This window comes from Eionea flava (assembly GCF_055393785.1).
On the sequence record NZ_AP036018.1, the window covers coordinates 578,683 to 593,058 of the forward strand.

Annotated in this window: 12 protein-coding genes; 11 read left to right on the forward strand and 1 reads right to left on the reverse strand. The window is 43.3% G+C overall.

From position 1 onward, the window contains the following. Window positions 1-81: 81 nt before the first annotated feature. The 11 genes from ileS (at window position 82) to ACZ5O6_RS02725 (ending at window position 13,829) form a co-directional block, all read left to right on the forward strand. The gene (ileS, locus tag ACZ5O6_RS02675; protein ID WP_447092094.1) at window positions 82-2,901 is read left to right on the forward strand and encodes an isoleucine--tRNA ligase; all 2,820 of its coding nucleotides are present in this window, start codon (window positions 82-84) and stop codon (window positions 2,899-2,901) included. Then, the gene (lspA, locus tag ACZ5O6_RS02680; RefSeq protein ID WP_447092093.1) at window positions 2,894-3,481 is read left to right on the forward strand and encodes a signal peptidase II; all 588 of its coding nucleotides are present in this window, start codon (window positions 2,894-2,896) and stop codon (window positions 3,479-3,481) included. Before ileS ends, lspA begins: the two co-directional genes overlap by 8 nt. Before the next feature lie 219 nt (window positions 3,482-3,700). Next, window positions 3,701-4,153 (forward strand): FKBP-type peptidyl-prolyl cis-trans isomerase, encoded by a 453-nt coding sequence (locus ACZ5O6_RS02685; protein ID WP_447092092.1) that lies wholly within the window; start codon window positions 3,701-3,703, stop codon window positions 4,151-4,153. Window positions 4,154-4,195: 42 nt separating this feature from the next. Next, a complete protein-coding gene (gene ispH / locus ACZ5O6_RS02690; RefSeq protein WP_447092091.1) occupies window positions 4,196-5,131 on the forward strand; it encodes a 4-hydroxy-3-methylbut-2-enyl diphosphate reductase in 936 nt (311 codons plus the stop codon). A 128-nt stretch (window positions 5,132-5,259) separates the two neighbouring features. Then, the gene (locus tag ACZ5O6_RS02695; RefSeq protein WP_447092090.1) at window positions 5,260-5,763 is read left to right on the forward strand and encodes a GspH/FimT family pseudopilin; all 504 of its coding nucleotides are present in this window, start codon (window positions 5,260-5,262) and stop codon (window positions 5,761-5,763) included. Next, window positions 5,760-6,284 carry a type IV pilus modification protein PilV gene (gene pilV, locus ACZ5O6_RS02700; protein WP_447092089.1) on the forward strand — a complete coding sequence of 175 codons (525 nt, stop codon included), beginning with the start codon at window positions 5,760-5,762 and terminating at the stop codon, window positions 6,282-6,284. The genes ACZ5O6_RS02695 and pilV overlap by 4 nt, the downstream gene beginning before the upstream one ends. Then, on the forward strand, window positions 6,281-7,432 hold the full coding sequence (locus ACZ5O6_RS02705) for a PilW family protein (RefSeq protein ID WP_447092088.1): 1,152 nt from the start codon (window positions 6,281-6,283) through the stop codon (window positions 7,430-7,432). Before pilV ends, ACZ5O6_RS02705 begins: the two co-directional genes overlap by 4 nt. 15 nt (window positions 7,433-7,447) lie before the next feature. Beyond that, a complete protein-coding gene (locus tag ACZ5O6_RS02710) occupies window positions 7,448-8,116 on the forward strand; it encodes a pilus assembly PilX family protein (RefSeq protein ID WP_447092087.1) in 669 nt (222 codons plus the stop codon). A gap of 79 nt (window positions 8,117-8,195) precedes the next feature. Beyond that, complete coding sequence (locus ACZ5O6_RS02715) at window positions 8,196-12,920, forward strand: pilus assembly protein (protein WP_447092086.1); 4,725 nt, start codon at window positions 8,196-8,198, stop codon at window positions 12,918-12,920. Between the two features lie 5 nt (window positions 12,921-12,925). Beyond that, a complete protein-coding gene (locus ACZ5O6_RS02720) occupies window positions 12,926-13,279 on the forward strand; it encodes a hypothetical protein (RefSeq protein WP_464283531.1) in 354 nt (117 codons plus the stop codon). A gap of 37 nt (window positions 13,280-13,316) precedes the next feature. Beyond that, window positions 13,317-13,829, forward strand: a complete 513-nt coding sequence (locus ACZ5O6_RS02725) for a type IV pilin protein (protein ID WP_447092084.1) — start codon at window positions 13,317-13,319, stop codon at window positions 13,827-13,829. 6 nt (window positions 13,830-13,835) lie between these two features. Here ACZ5O6_RS02725 and ACZ5O6_RS02730 read toward each other — a convergent pair whose 3' ends face one another. Then, complete coding sequence (locus ACZ5O6_RS02730; RefSeq protein WP_447092083.1) at window positions 13,836-14,366, reverse strand: GspH/FimT family pseudopilin; 531 nt, start codon at window positions 14,364-14,366, stop codon at window positions 13,836-13,838. Window positions 14,367-14,376: the final 10 nt, after the last annotated feature.

Genomic DNA, 14,376 nt, shown 5'->3' on the forward strand with positions numbered 1-14,376 from the left:
TCTGTTCTATGAGTGCAATTTAGCTCAGAATACATCACAGATATTTACTATTACGATTATTTTCGATTAAGAACAGACATTATGACTGATTACAAAGCAACACTTAACTTACCGAATACTTCTTTTCCGATGAAGGCGAATCTTGCGCAGCGTGAGCCGCAGATTTTAAAAAAGTGGAACACGAATAATATTTATCAAGCAATTCGAACAGCAAGAGCGGGTAAGAAGCCATTTATTTTACATGATGGCCCTCCCTACGCTAATGGCAATATCCATATCGGCCATGCGGTTAATAAAATTATTAAAGATATTATTGTTAAGTCAAAAACCTTGAGTGGCTTTGATGCCCCTTATGTACCCGGTTGGGACTGTCATGGTTTGCCGATTGAGCATAATGTAGAAAAGAAAGTGGGTAAGGCAGGGCATAAAGTAGATGTTAAAACCTTTCGCCAAAAGTGCCGTGAATATGCCGCTAAACAAGTGGCTGGGCAAAAGGAAGATTTTATTCGTTTAGGTGTGTTAGGTGATTGGGATAAGCCTTATCTGACCATGGATTTTAAAACCGAGGCGAATACCGTTCGCGCCTTAGGTAAGATCGCAGAAAATGGTTATTTGGTGCGAGGCTTCAAGCCAGTTTACTGGAGTGTCGTTGGAGGCTCTGCGCTGGCTGAAGCAGAAGTGGAGTATCAAAATAAAGTGTCCTATTCCATTTATGTGCGTTATCCAGTGGCCGATGATACGGATCTGCGTCAGCGTGTTGATGGCCTGTCGGGTGAAGGGCCATTGTCCGTCCTTATTTGGACAACAACGCCTTGGACTCTGCCTTCTAGCTTGGCGGTAAGTGTGAATGCAGCGCTGGATTACGTCGTTGTACAAGCGGGAAGTGAACGTTTATTGGTGGCCGAAGCGTTGGTCGATGATGTGATGCAATGTGGGGGTGTTGAAGATTATCGCATCGTTGGTCGCATTCAAGGGGCTGAATTAGATAAATTAACCTTAAATCACCCATTCTATTCGCGTCAGTTACCGGTCATTTTGGGTGATCATGTGACGACGGATGCTGGTACGGGGTGTGTACATACTGCTCCTGATCATGGCCCTGAAGATTTTCAGGTCTCTCAGCAATATGGCATTGAAACGCTCAATAATATTCAGGGTGACGGTACTTTCCATTCCGGTGTTGAGCTGTTTGCCGGTGAACATGTTTACAAGGTTGATGATCGTATTGTTGCGCTACTCGATGAGCGGCAAGCACTGTTTTATCAAACCAAGTTTGAGCATAGCTTCCCCCATTGCTGGCGTACTAAAACGCCTCTCATTTATCGTGCAACACCGCAGTGGTTTATTACATTGAACCATAACGATCTGCGTCAAAAAATTAAAACCACCATAGAAGGTGTTGAGTGGATCCCGCACTGGGGTGAAGCGCGTATTCAAGGCATGGTTGATGGTAGTCCAGACTGGTGTGTTTCACGTCAGCGTACCTGGGGTGTGCCTATTACCTTGTTTGTACACAAGCAAACGCAAGAATTACATCCCGATACGCCTGCGTTGATTGAGCAGGTGGCACTACGTATTGAGCAAGAGGGTATTGATGCTTGGTTTGATCTTGATGCCAGTGAGTTGCTCGGCGGCGATGCCGCTAATTACGATAAAGTAACCGATACCCTCGATGTATGGTTTGATTCTGGTGTCACGCATCACTCGGTATTGCGTGATCGTGATAATTTACAGTTTCCTGCCGACCTTTATTTAGAAGGTTCTGATCAGCACCGAGGTTGGTTTCAGTCGTCGCTCAAAACATCGATGACGATTAATGGTGAACCACCCTATAAGCAAGTATTAACCCATGGTTTTACCGTTGATGCCGACGGTAAAAAAATGTCTAAGTCATTAGGTAATGTGATTCCTCCGCAAAAAGTGATGAATGATTTGGGTGCTGACGTTCTACGTTTGTGGGTGGCCGCCACCGACTTTAGTGCCGAAATGAGTGTGTCGGATGAGATTCTAAAGCGTACTGCAGATTCTTATCGCCGTATTCGTAACACCGCTCGCTTCTTGTTGGCTAACCTAGAAGGCTTTAATCCACAAACCGACTTGCTGCCTGCGAATGAGTTGATTGCACTAGACCAATGGGCAATTAATCGCGCGCGTGAGCTGCAGGAAGAGATTATTGCTAATTACGATACCTATCAATTGCATAATATTTATCAAAAACTACATAACTTCTGCATTGTTGATATGGGTGGTTTTTATCTCGATATTATTAAGGATCGCCAATACACGACTAAAGCAGACAGTGTTGCGCGTCGCTCAGCACAAACGGCTTTGTATCATATTGCCGAAGCGTTCACTCGCTGGATTACACCAATTTTAAGTTATACCGCTGATGAGCTTTGGGATGCCTTGCCACAAGCCAATAATCGTGAATCATCTGTCTTTTTGTCGCAATGGTATAACCTGCCCGTGATTGACAATGAGTGCAGTAATAGTGCAGAAATGAACGCGGATTACTGGGCGCTGATTGCTCAAGTGAAAGATGTGGTCAATAAAGCCATCGAATCGAAACGGAACGACGGCCTTATTGGTAAGTCGCTGTCGGCGTCTGTGACGTTATATTGTCAGGACGATTTATTTAATCATCTATCACGCTTGGGTGAAGAGCTGCGTTTCGTACTGATTACCTCGTCGGCAACAGTGAGTGATTCTGCAGCGTGCGATCAAGCGATTTCTACTGATATGGATGGTTTGTCGGTGTTGGTAGAGGCGAATGCCGATACAAAATGTGCTCGTTGTTGGCACCAGCGTCCGGATGTAGGCCAGCATGAACAGCATCCAGAATTATGCGGTCGTTGTGTTGATAACATAGAGGGTGAAGGTGAGGTGCGTCACTTTGCTTAATGTTTGGTTAAGCAAAATGGTGCTACAGCTAAATCAGCAAATAAAAGCGCCCCAGAAAAAAGTGGTTTGGTTTGGTATGGCGTTATTCATACTATGTGCCGATCAAGTAACAAAGGTTATCGCATCAGACCACTTGGCGCTTTTTCAGTCGGTAGAATTTTTGCCTTATTTTAATTTTACCCTGCTGCATAATTACGGCGCAGCCTTTAGCTTTTTATCCGATGCGGGTGGCTGGCAGCGCATTTTTTTAGGTGCGGTGGCATTCGTTGTGAGCCTTTTTTTGGTTGTTTGGATTTTGTGTGCTGAACCCACTAAAAAAATTGAGATCACTGGCTTGTCGTTAGTGTTAGGTGGGGCAGTAGGTAATCTTTGGGATCGTATTTATTTAGGCTATGTGGTCGATTTTATTGATTGGTTCTATGTGGCAGAATCCAGCGAATGTATTGCGTTTTTTTATCCTGTTGCTTTCACGCAAACGTGCCATTGGCCAGCATTTAATATTGCGGATGCCGCTATTATGCTCGGTGCTGCTTGTCTCATTGTAGATATGCTATTTTTTGCGAAGCCGGATAAAAGCTAAGGCCGTATAAATTTTAAGAAAACTCTGAGCACGTCATCCCAGTAAAAATCGGAAACGAGTGCACATTTATTTTTTAGACTGTCGCGTCAAGTTCGGTATGACGAAATTACATTAACAAAGCCGCAATAATTATCGCTAAAGCGCGTAAAATTGGCTAAGCAGTTTTTGCGAAAGTTTCGCGCGGCTGCTTCTTACTACTAAACAATTTAAGGTATGGCTATGGTAACGGATGTTGTGGTATCTGAAGGCACGGTGGTAACGTTACACTTTTCGATCGCTTTGCCCTCCGGCGAATTAGTTGATTCAACGTTTGATGGCGAGCCTGCTACGTTCACCGTGGGTGACGGTAATCTGTTAGTTGGATTTGAAGAAGTGGTGATGGGATTGGTGGCGGGTAGCCGCGAAACGTTCACTATTACTCCTGAGAAAGGTTTTGGTCAGCATAACCCCAGTAATTTACAAACGATCAAACGCGATCAATTTGGCGATGATATTACCTTAGAGAAAGGCTTAGTGCTTTCTTTTGCGGATGCGCAAAATGCTGAACTACCCGGAGTGGTATCTGAATTCAATGACGACGAAGTCGTGGTTGACTTTAATCACCCGCTTGCTGGTAAAGATGTACTTTTTGATGTGCAAATTATTAAAGTTGAACCTGCCGTGCAGCACTAGGCTGTACTTGTAAAATTGTCATGAAATGGGAATACGTTAATCATGCAAGTTAAATTAGCCAACCCGAGAGGCTTTTGTGCCGGTGTTGACCGTGCTATTGATATTGTGAATAGAGCGCTCGATGTTTACGGCCCCCCGATCTATGTTCGTCACGAAGTGGTTCACAATAAATTTGTCGTTGATTCTTTACGTGATCGCGGCGCTATTTTTGTTGATGAGCTCGACGAAGTGCCTGACGATAAAATTGTTATTTTTAGTGCGCATGGTGTTGCTAAAGCCGTAAAAAATGATGCGGCAAGACGCGAGCTCAAAGTATTCGATGCCACCTGTCCGCTGGTGACTAAAGTGCATGTAGAGGTGACTAAGTTTAGCCAAGAAGGTGCAGAATGCATTTTGATTGGTCATCAAGGGCATCCAGAAGTGGAAGGCACCATGGGGCAGTATGACGATACTAACGGTGGCCACATCTATTTGGTCGAGGATGAGCAAGACGTGAGTGAGTTAACGGTGAAAAACCCTAATGCTCTCAGCTATGTAACACAAACGACCCTGTCGATGGATGATACCGCCAAAGTCATTGATGCCCTGCGAGAAAAATTTCCCAACATCGAAGGTCCTCGCACCGACGATATTTGCTACGCCACCCAGAATCGCCAAGATGCTGTTAAACAACTCGCACTGGAGTGTGACTTAGTACTTGTCGTCGGCTCTCCCAATAGCTCCAACTCTAATCGCCTGCGCGAACTGGCCGAACGATGCGGCACAGAAGCCTATCTTATTGATTCCTCTGATGATATAGATGCTGATTGGCTTAAAGGGAAGCAGTCGATAGGTGTAACCGCAGGCGCCTCTGCGCCAGACATACTCATCCAGCAAGTGATCGCTAAACTGCAAGCATTAGGCGCTACTCCTCCACAAGAATTGGCAGGCAAACCGGAGAATATTAGTTTTTCCTTGCCTAAGGAATTGCGGTTGTAGCTTGTTGTAGTTGTTTTTAATGTGATATTGATCACATTACCCTTGCCGATTAATCCTAAAAAGTACCGCTTATCAGTTAAGCTCTCAATAACTCTTAATTAAATGCTTTGCTGTGGTATAAACAAGTTATGAAAAATTATATTCAGTCGCTAGGCTTTACTCTCGTTGAGCTGCTAATTACGCTAGCAATTGCTGCTGTATTGTTGTCTGTTGCTGTGCCTAGCTTTAGAACTCTTATTGACGGCAGTAATGTAAATAACGCGATGACACGTATGTCTAATACTTTTGCTTATGCTCGAAGCGAAGCGGTTGCTCGCTCCGCAATAATCAATGTTTGTGCCAGTACGGATGGTGTTAATTGCGGAGTCAGTGATAATGACTGGAATAATCGCTGGCTTGTTATGACCGCAGCGAATGAAATTTTAAAGGTGGAGAATGTAACAGATTTTAATCTTACCGTTAACGCTTTTGATAACGCAGGTTTAGATCTCGATGGCTTGGCTCAGGTTTGTTTTAATAATTTTGGTGAGGAGTGTAATCAAAACTTTGCGTTTGTGACCTTTACAGCAACGGTGAATGGTCAGGCAGCAAGTTTAGTTTTAAATCGGAGTGGGGCTGTTGATACACCATGATTTTTAAAATTCATAAACAATCTAGATGTTGGTCAAAGCAGAGAAAGTATCAAAAAGGCGCAGGCTTTATTGAAGTTCTTGTTGCTTTAGTTATTCTGGCAATCGGTCTTTTGGGAGTGTTAAGTATGCAGTCCCGAGGCTTAGGTAGCAATCAGCGAGCTATTTTTTCATCCGAAGTTAATATGTTGGCTGCAGATATGACAGATCGTATTCTGTCATTTGGTATTGCCGGAGCTGATAGTGCTGAATTCGACGGTGTTGATGTTAGTGCGGCACAAGTTTTTGCGGATCCTGTTGTGAACCAGCATGTCGCTGACTGGAGAGCATTAGTGAATGGATCGAGCTTACCATCATCCGTTGGAACGGTTGTTTGGACTGCGGCAACAACGAGTTACTTAATAACTATTCAATGGGATGATGAACGCTCTGGTGTGATGAATCAGGATTGTAATGATAATACTCGTGATGCCAACGGTAATCGTAACTCTTTGACTTGTTTTCAGTTAACGGTGAATTTGTGACTAATTATTGCGCCTCTTCTAAGTTCTACAAACGTCAATTAGGGTTTGGCCTCGTTGAGATAATGATATCCATAACGATTAGCTTGGTCATAATGGCAGGTGTTATTCAGCTCTTTGCTTCGTCTAGGCAAACGTCTACAGCAGCCGATGCCACCTCTAATATTCAAGAAAATATGCGATATACCATGCAACGTTTGGGTGATGATATTTATCGTGCCGGGAATATGGGTTGTTTAAGTTTTGCTGCTGCAGGTAGTCCAGTTGCATCAACATCAGCCCCCGCGTTTGTTGATGGCGTTGAGTTGCCATTGGGCCAGTATATCTTTAATCGCCTTTTTATTGATGGTGATGCCGATGGTGTTGCTGATACAGATTTGCAGCATAGTATAGATCCAGCGACTAGAAATTTAATTGCGCCTGCTCAAGACGCTAATATCAATGATTTTGAGGGGTCATTCATTTCTGGAGTCGATAATGACTTAGATAATGGCAATAATATTTTGGATGGAACTGATTCACTTATCGTGAAATATGTTGATACCTCGTCAGCAATTAATGGTGTCAATGTTATTAATAGTACACAAGTTATTGTTGCCGATGATCAGACGGGAGGTATTGGTGTTGGTGATGTGGTGTTTGTAGGAGATTGTAATGGTATTTCTGTATTTAATGTCGCGGGTGTTTTGTATGATGCTGGAGCAGATACTTCAACCATTACAATGAGGACCGATGTTGGCACTACACTGACCCATGGACTTGACTTGGGCTTTTCAAGTGCGAAGTCTCTTTATGCTGGAAATTCTGGTTCTTATGAGTACTTTGTTGATCAGAGTGTGGCGGCCGGTTTGTTAGGTAATCCCTGTAATGCAGGTAATCCGCTTAACTGCTCATTGTATAGAGTCAGTAATGATGGTGTTCCTAGGGAGCTAATTATAGGTGTGAGTGATTTTCAAATAGCCTATGGCTACGAGAATTCTGTTAATTGGCATGCAAATGCAGCCGCTGCAATAGCTGCCGGAGAAGGTGATAGAGTGAGCATTGACCGAGTTCTAGTGACGGTTACTTTTAATGCTGAAGATAATACTCAGGCAGCGGGCTTCATCAGTCGCCCTTATACCCGAGTGTTTGCTGTACGTAACCAATTGTAAATTGAGAGCTGTACGATGGATTGCTACCGATATGTTATAAACGCCCGTTCAGGTTCGCCGTGTGCTCGCCAGCAAGGTGTTGTACTTATAGTATCTTTGGTGATGTTATTGGTTATGACGGTTGCCGGTGTTACCACTATGACGGGCGCTACGCTTCAAGAGAGGATAGCGGGTAACCAACGCCAGCAAATAGTAGCTCGTGTTAATGCTGAGCGAGTGTTGAGACAGGCCGAGGTGTTCTTGAATGGTTTGTCTGTGGCTGGATCTTTCGGCGATAATCAGCTGAGCGCTAACTTTGCTGCTGTAGACGATGGTTTATATTTTACAGAGCCTGTCGTGGGAGGTGGAATTACTCAACCGTTAGGGTTTACTCGCCAAGATAGCGCTCAGTGGACAGCTCTTAATAGTGCGTTAGCGAACAATGATAATAATAATCCAATAGGCAGATACACCATTGAATATATGGGCATAAGTACCTTTTCTCGCGACTCGGTAGGTAGTCCAGAAGGTTTTGGTGGCAGCAATAATTATGATGATTCTAATCGGCAGCAGGATGGTGCGGATGGGCGTAAGGTTTTTCGTATAACCGCCATGGGCTTGTCGAATACTGCACCTTTTGGCCTGCCTGTTGCTGGTAATGTGGCGGTGATCATAGAGACGAGTTTTTTTGAAGTTGAGCAATAATACACATTAAATTCTTAGTTTATATTTTTGGTTTTTTCTCTAATATTAATTGAATAGGCCATAGGTTATAGGTACAAATATGTTGAAGGATATTAAGCATCCACCAATTTCACTGCTTGCCAAAGCCTGCCTCACAGCTAGTATCTCTTTTGGTGCAATGCTGGCTAATGCTGCTCCTGGCGAGCTATCAGATAAGCCTTTAACCCTAGTTACGTCAACAAAGCCGAATATTTTGCTGCTGCTTGATGATTCAGGTTCAATGAACTTTGAGGCAGTCGTAACCGACGAAGCGCAGCAAATTCATGGTGTTGATTCAGATAATGATCTCGCTCCAATCACTCGTGTCTCTGCTCAAAACGATCAAGAGTTGAGAGCGCTATGTGTCGGTTACAATGCCTTGGCATACGATCCTAACGAGTCTTACAGTAAGTGGAAAGATTATCTGGGGAATGTGTTTCCTGACAATCAAGCGGTAGATATGACGGCAGTTGTGGATAACCCCTACAATGGCCCTAACTCTGTTAGTACCAGTGACCTGACTGACCATATTTATATTCGTTGGGATGATGACGATAGCGATGGTGTATATGACTTTAACACCATTACTAATACCGGTGAATGTGGCCCTAGCATTACTCAATATGACTCTGCAGCAGCGGAATCTATCGCTCTGCCCAATTCCGGTGTTATTAATACCTCAGAGCTTCAGGGGACGTTTAGCGATAGTAATTTGAATGGTGGTGATAGGTATCGAGCGGATGATTCCGGTACTTTAGTGATTGATGTCAGTAGTGGTGGTGACCACACAAGTGATGACACAATTACTTTTACTGTGGTTGAATTTAATGTTGATAGTGGCAGTGATACCGACTCTCTGACGGTTTATGGGGGTGATGCTGCAGCGCCTATTACCAATGCTATCACTGTAACGAGTCAGTTTGATTTTTTTGGTAACCCAACACCTGTAAGCGGTGCTAGCTATACATTGCCAAATAACAGTTCGCAGCCCACAGTGTCTAGCTCATTAATATTAAACGATGATAGTTCAGGTAATCGCAAAAACGAAATACATCAATTTACAGTAAAGGGCAGTAAGGCATCGTTAGTTTTTAACGGTGGTAATAATATATTTACTCGTTCGGGTTTTATTATATCTTGGCGTCATTCCGATTCGAATGTTGGCCCACCGGGCGATGGTTTGCTGACCAAAGAAGATTGTGACGAAAGCAACCCTGAGCTCCATTGTGTGATCGTTGAAAACCTTCCTTTGACAGCGGCGGACGCACCAGTAGATGACCCTTATAACACTCAAGAAAACTATGCCAATTGGTATACCTATTACAGAGATCGAATTTCAGTAGCTAAAGGCGCGTTATCCGATGTCGTTTATGATAGTGAATATAGAGTCGGCTTAGCCACGCTAAATGATAATGGTTATGGTGGTGCAATTATTAAGGATATGGAAAATGATCCTACGGGAGATATATCGACGGATAAAAGTACATTATTAGAAAAAATTTATGCTACGCGATTAGTGAGAACTAAGCCAAATTCATCAGAAGGAACCCCGCTAATTAGAGGACTGAGTAATGCTGGCCGTTACTTTACAGAGGGTGCCGACCCTGAAAGCAGCTTTTTCGGTTCAACGGGTACTGAGCCTTTTGTTGAAATAGCGGCTACTCACCAAGAGGATGACGATAATATATCATCGAATGATACGACGGTTCCGAACAGTCCTATTTTCAGCAATGCCTACGGTGGAGAGTGTCAGCAAAACTTCACACTCGCATTCACTGATGGCGCATGGGACGATACGGTTGCAGACTATTTAAACACCGGGCACGATATTAATGGAGGTGCTTCTGGCTTTGTTGGCGATCAAGACTCTGTAGGGCCTTATGCAGGCGTCGCTTACGCCGACGTACAGGTTAACGGTACCGGTTTTGAGGATTCCCTAGCTGATGTAGCCATGTATTATTTTTCTGAGGATCTTGCAAGTTCAGTAAGAAATTCTCTTAGTGTAAAACTAAATAATGACGAAATTATTTCTCATCAACACATGGTGACGTTTGGTGTTGGTTTTGGCGTGAGTGGTAATGCGACTGACGATCCAACGGATTTTTCTGTTTCACACAATCGTTGGCCAAACCCAATCACGTCAACAGCAGACAAAATTGATGATTTGCGCCACGCGGCTTTCAATGGGAGAGGGTCTTATGTGAGTGCCTCTAATGCCGAAAACTTGAGAACAGAATTAGATAATATTATTACTGAGATAGGTGTGCGCCTCAATAATACGGCCACAGGGTCTTCTTTCAGTTCTTTTCAGCTGACTGATGGAGAGTTTCGCTTTAGCTCATCTTATGAAACCGCAAATTGGTCGGGTGATTTAGAAGGCTTTTCTTATATTAGTGCATCCAATACATTTTCGGATATTGCTACATGGTCTGCACAAGAAGAGATGTCAACCAGAGTTGATCGTGAAACGACGAGAAATATTATTACATCGAATGGTGATAGAGGCATTCCATTTCGATTCTCTTTTATGGAGAATGGTGTGACCACTGACTATCGGAGTGCAGGAAATTCTACATCATTAAGTAGTAGCCAAGTTGCTGATCTACTGACTTATGCTCCACACACAACAGCAACGGATATACCAACAACGACAGACGTATCAGAGATTGCTAGAAATCAGGCGTATGGAGAGGTGTTAGTTAACTATTTACGCGGTGATGGAAGCTATGATGGCTTGTCTTTAGACGGCACGTCGGTGTTGAATGGAACTAAAGTGAGCAATGGTACCGGTGGTAGTATTAGCTTTTCTAGTGCAACCGACTCATCTAGCTTGTATGTTTTTCGTAACAGAGATGAGCGTTATCTAGGAAGTATGGTTCATTCACAGCCTGAGTTTGTTGGTGCGCCAAATAATACATACCCTGACGATATTGAAACAGAGAGTTATTCAACATTTGCGAATAATGAGGTACATAAAGCTCGAGAGTCGATGATTTATATTGGCTCTAACGGTGGAATGTTACATGGTTTCTATGCGACTGGGGCAAATGCAGGTGATGAAGTGTTTGCGTATGTACCGAGTATATTATCAGATGCATCTCTAGGTGGTAGAGGTTTAAATGACTTGGCCTTGGAAACCTACGATGGTAATGCCTATGTCGACGGCAGTCCTAATGTGTCAGATGTTTTTGTAGACAGAGAATATTCCGGAGATAGTGACTTTTCAGACCCTCAATGGAGAAGTTACTTAGTTGGTGGTTTACGTTCGGGGGGAAGAGGGCTTTATGTGTTGGATGTCACTAACCCTGATAGTGACAGTAATCAAATATCGGCACCTAAGTTAAGTGATGCAGAAAATGTTGCAGATCGCATAGTCGTTAGTGAATTTGTCCATGAAAAGCTAGGTTACGTGTATAGTCGCCCTATAATCGGTAAAATGAATAATGGCCGCTGGGCTGCTATTTTGGGTAACGGTTATAACAGTTCCGATTCCGGTGCTGGTACCGCTTCTTTGTTTATTGTGTACCTTGATGCGCCAACAGAAAAATTTACTGACCCAGATACCAATATAACGACTTTCCAGACAACAGATAGTGATGGAGACGGTATTCTTAACGATGGTTATGGTGATTACACGATTATTACCGCATCAGCATCGACATGGATAGCGTGCGCTAATGATGGTGAGACGTGCAGGCTACCCGAAAATGCCCAAGTACGCTACGGTAGTGATGGGGTATATACAACGCCTCAATCATTCCTTGAGGGCGATGTTGCATGTGATGTCGCTACAATGGGTGACCCAGGGGCGGGTGCAGCAACACCAGTATGTGAGTACAGCGATAGTAATGGCCTATCTCAGCCAGAAGCAACGGATCTCGATGGTAATGGAACTCTTGACCGTATTTACGCCGGTGATCTGCACGGCAATATGTGGATTTTTGATGTGTCAAATACAAGCGATGGGGCAGAGAGTGCGGCTGCATGGGGTTTGCATAGCGCTGATAATACGCCATTTTTTACAGCCTGCGCTACCGATCTGGAAGGTGGTTCTTGTGCTTATGAATCTCGCCAATCAATAACGACACGTCCTGTTGTTCGTAATAACCCAATCCAGTCTCAGGTAAGTACCGAGCCTAATAAGTTGGTATTTTTTGGTACGGGCCAATATCTCACATTTGAAGATAAAAGTAGTACGGTAGATCAAAGCTTTTATGCCGTGTGGGATGCCGGTAGCTCAACTAGCAGCCTCAGTAAAGCCAATTTAACCGCGCAAGAAATTGAAAACTTTGCTGATGGTGCTTTTCGTCGAATCAATAGTAGCCCTGTTAACTATAGTACTGCAGATGAGGAATATGGTTGGTACTATGAGAGCCTGCCTGGTACGGGCGATACATCTGTAATTGATCCGTCTGCAGAAAGAGTCGTCGTTGATCCTATCTTTTTTTCTGACTTACTGATCTTTGCGACTTTTATTCCCAATGAGGGCTTGTGTAACGCCAGTGCTGGGATTAGCTATTTGATGGTAATTAGCCCTCTAACGGGTGGAGAGCCTCCGATTGATGTGTTTGGAATTGATGGGGCTCCTGATGCTGCAGGTGTGAGAGTAGGCGGTGCTATTACCGGAATAGGTGTCAGTAAAGGGAGCAATGGCCCTTCTGTTAACGTCGATACGGCTGATGGGGAAGCCCCTGAAACATACGATATAAGTAGTAGTGATGGCGTCGTTGATCCAAATGATTTGTTTCCAGCATCAGGTAGAAAATCATGGACTATTTTGCAGTGAACTAGATGAGGACTTATTCTATGTTTTTTTTAGCTAAGCACATTATTGATCTTAAATCTCTGACTTTATTGTTAATTTTTTTGTTTGCTTGTTGCGGATCAGTTTACGCTGACGAGTACTCTGATGAAAATGATAGGGCGGATATCATTACTAAAGTGAATAATGATAAACAATTGATTGTTATTAATGATAAGTCCTACTCGATGCTAATTGGTCTTAAAGTGTATATTTTTGAAGGAAAAACGCGTAAAAAAGAACAAGTTAATCGCTATGCTTTGAAAGTGGGTGATTCCGTTTACTTTACGCCGGAAACAAGAAATAGAAAAAGTTATGTGAGTGAAATAACAATATTGCGTTAATTATTTGCCCTTGAAATGTAAATGTAGAGTTCATTATATGAAAAATAAATTAAAAGGCTTTTCATTAATCGAGTTACTAGTAGCTATTGCTATAGTCGGCATATTGGGGTCTATTGCCTATCCATCGTATCTAAATCAGATTAATAGTTCAAACCGAGCAGAGGCTATGGCTGCGCTTGTTATATTGGCTGCAAGCCAAGAACGTTTTTTTACTGCTAATAATAGATATGCGAGCTCAATAACTCTTGATCCCCCTCCTGTTAATACTGGCTTAGGCTTAACGGGTTTGAGTGAAACAGGTCTGTACAATATTACCGTAACCAACAATGCACCAATTACTACTTTCACTTTAACAGCAACACCCGTAGGCTGGGTTGACAATCAGTGTGGTAATTTTATCCTTACCAATACAGGTGTCCGACAAGTGAGTGGTGATTTCGATAATGACGGAAATGATGGTGATAGTGCTGACCCTGGGGGTGTTGATGTGAATGGTAATCCAGTTCCGGATACCGCCGATCCTGATGATATCGCCGCCTGCTGGGGTTAAAGGCTTCTAACAGTCACTCAACTTGACTTCATTTTTTGTCGCCTCGCGCACTCTCCCGCTAAAATAAACAATTAACTTTCGAATGTCCTTTATATTGGAGGGGATTGGGCAGAGTGTGAACGTGCCGTTTTGGTATTCGGTTGATCCATCACGGGCGTATCGCAGATAACGAGATGTTGCCGATGCTCTCCAAGTGATTGTATAGTCGTTTAGGGACACAGTTTTTATTCTGTCGATCGGTTCTTCATTGTCACGTCTGCGATTTTTGTTCTTGTCTATAAACACCATAATAGGCATTTGCCAATTGTTGATACAATGTATTTTGTTTTTTGTGGGGCACAGTATCACGTCGCTAGTGCTAAAAGCCGCACGGGAGCGTGTGTAGTGGATAAGTCTGTTCAGTTCATCGTAAACTTGTAGCCTTTGCTGAGATTGCAGAGTGCCGTATAGAGAAGGGATGGCGACGGAAAACAGTATTGATACGATCGCCATTGTGGTAAGTAGTTCTAATAAAGTAAAGCCTTTATTGTAAAGCATAATATCATCC

Bases quoted from the DNA above. Each gene is read 5' to 3' on its own strand.
- ileS (WP_447092094.1), top strand. From the start codon at position 82: ATGACTGATTACAAAGCAACACTTAACTTACCGAATACTTCTTTTCCG.
- ACZ5O6_RS02685 (WP_447092092.1), top strand. From the start codon at position 3,701: ATGGTAACGGATGTTGTGGTATCTGAAGGCACGGTGGTAACGTTACAC.
- ispH (WP_447092091.1), top strand. From the start codon at position 4,196: ATGCAAGTTAAATTAGCCAACCCGAGAGGCTTTTGTGCCGGTGTTGAC.
- ACZ5O6_RS02695 (WP_447092090.1), top strand. From the start codon at position 5,260: ATGAAAAATTATATTCAGTCGCTAGGCTTTACTCTCGTTGAGCTGCTA.
- pilV (WP_447092089.1), top strand. From the start codon at position 5,760: ATGATTTTTAAAATTCATAAACAATCTAGATGTTGGTCAAAGCAGAGA.
- ACZ5O6_RS02710 (WP_447092087.1), top strand. From the start codon at position 7,448: ATGGATTGCTACCGATATGTTATAAACGCCCGTTCAGGTTCGCCGTGT.
- ACZ5O6_RS02715 (WP_447092086.1), top strand. From the start codon at position 8,196: ATGTTGAAGGATATTAAGCATCCACCAATTTCACTGCTTGCCAAAGCC.
- ACZ5O6_RS02720 (WP_464283531.1), top strand. From the start codon at position 12,926: ATGAGGACTTATTCTATGTTTTTTTTAGCTAAGCACATTATTGATCTT.
- ACZ5O6_RS02725 (WP_447092084.1), top strand. From the start codon at position 13,317: ATGAAAAATAAATTAAAAGGCTTTTCATTAATCGAGTTACTAGTAGCT.
- ACZ5O6_RS02730 (WP_447092083.1), bottom strand. From the start codon at position 14,366: ATGCTTTACAATAAAGGCTTTACTTTATTAGAACTACTTACCACAATG.